We start from the raw sequence: 1208 nt of genomic DNA, 5'->3' as shown, positions 1-1208 counted from the left end.
TGCCGGCCCGCCTCGTAGGCCTCGACATCCTCGAGCCGGTACACGACCCGGCCGCCGATCTTGATGAAGGCGGGGCCTTCGCCGCTCCAACGCCAGCGCTCCAGCGTGCGCGGACTGATCTTCCATCGAGCCGCCAGCTCGACCTGATTGAGATGCGTGACTGACATCTTCGTCTCCTTCGCGTTTGGCCGAATGCCTGCGAAGGAAACTGGGGCATGCGCGGGGAGGAGATGAGGAGGTCAGAGGGAGCGGGGACGGGAGGAATGCGGCTTGAGGCGCCCGAAAACGAAAACGGCCGCCCCGAAGGGCGGCCGGATCGCCGGGATTGTGCGGCGTCAGACTTCGAGCCAGCAATTGGAGCCGCTTTCCCGAATGACCTCCCGCCATGTCGGGTGGCCTCCGAAGAGATCCTTCAATCTCTTCACCGAAGGCCCGCATTCGGCTTCCTCGAGAATGCGGGCCACCGGCAGGACCGGGTCGCCGTCAAGCCAGGCCTCGGCCAGCATGGCGACGGCGATCTTCTGCTTGCCGCCGGTGAACTCGTGCCATTTGCCGTGGACAATCAGCACGCCGCCATCGCCGGAGACCCAGACAGGCCCCTGGTGCGACGGGCCCTTGAGCAGCCGTGCCGCAAGGATTTCGGGGGCAATTGCAAGCCCGTCCTCGTGTTCGACCAAATCCTCCAGCGCGACGAGCTCGTGACCCCGGACGAACGGAACGGGCATTCGTCCCGGCGGGTCGAGAACGATGACCACGCGAAGACCGTCGGATGGCCGACGCTGGACGAGTTCGCGGAAGGCCGCGAAACCCTCCGGCCTGGTCAGCCCCCGCGCCACCCATATCCCCACCCGAGCGGCACGCCTTGGCAGCCGCGCCGTCCCGAAATCCAGCGCCACGTCGTCGAGATACGGCACCGCGTCATTTTCGAGCGAACAATCGAGCTTGGCGACAACTCGCCGAGCTGCTGCCGCCATGTCCAACGCATGGACGCGGCGGCGCTCGCTCGCGCGCTCGTCCTGCCAGGCCCAATTGCCCAGGTGACCCGGATGCCCGGTGATGGGGTGGGCGATGACAGGCGTGGGCGTGTCGTCAAGATCGTCCGCCGCGACGATGCATGTGCTGCTGCCATGCGGCACGAGGAGCCCCGCTTTCATCAACGCCTCGCCCGCGCCGCGCATCTGCGCCAGGGCGAGGGCCGAGACCCGCGC

2 protein-coding genes are annotated in these 1208 nt (G+C 67.3%); both read right to left on the bottom strand.

Features of this window, described 5'->3' with window-relative positions:
• Window positions 1-167: helix-turn-helix transcriptional regulator (locus BMW67_RS15255; RefSeq protein WP_072748568.1), on the bottom strand; the 167-nt coding region annotated here is incomplete at its 3' end.
• A 168-nt stretch (window positions 168-335) separates the two neighbouring features.
• On the bottom strand, window positions 336-1208 hold an 873-nt coding region (locus tag BMW67_RS15800), incomplete at its 5' end, for a hypothetical protein (RefSeq protein WP_072748567.1).

It is taken from the genome of Oceanicella actignis (assembly GCF_900111545.1).
GTDB classification, from domain to species: Bacteria; Pseudomonadota; Alphaproteobacteria; order Rhodobacterales; family Rhodobacteraceae; genus Oceanicella; species Oceanicella actignis.
This window is presented reverse-complemented; position numbering and strand designations above follow the sequence as displayed.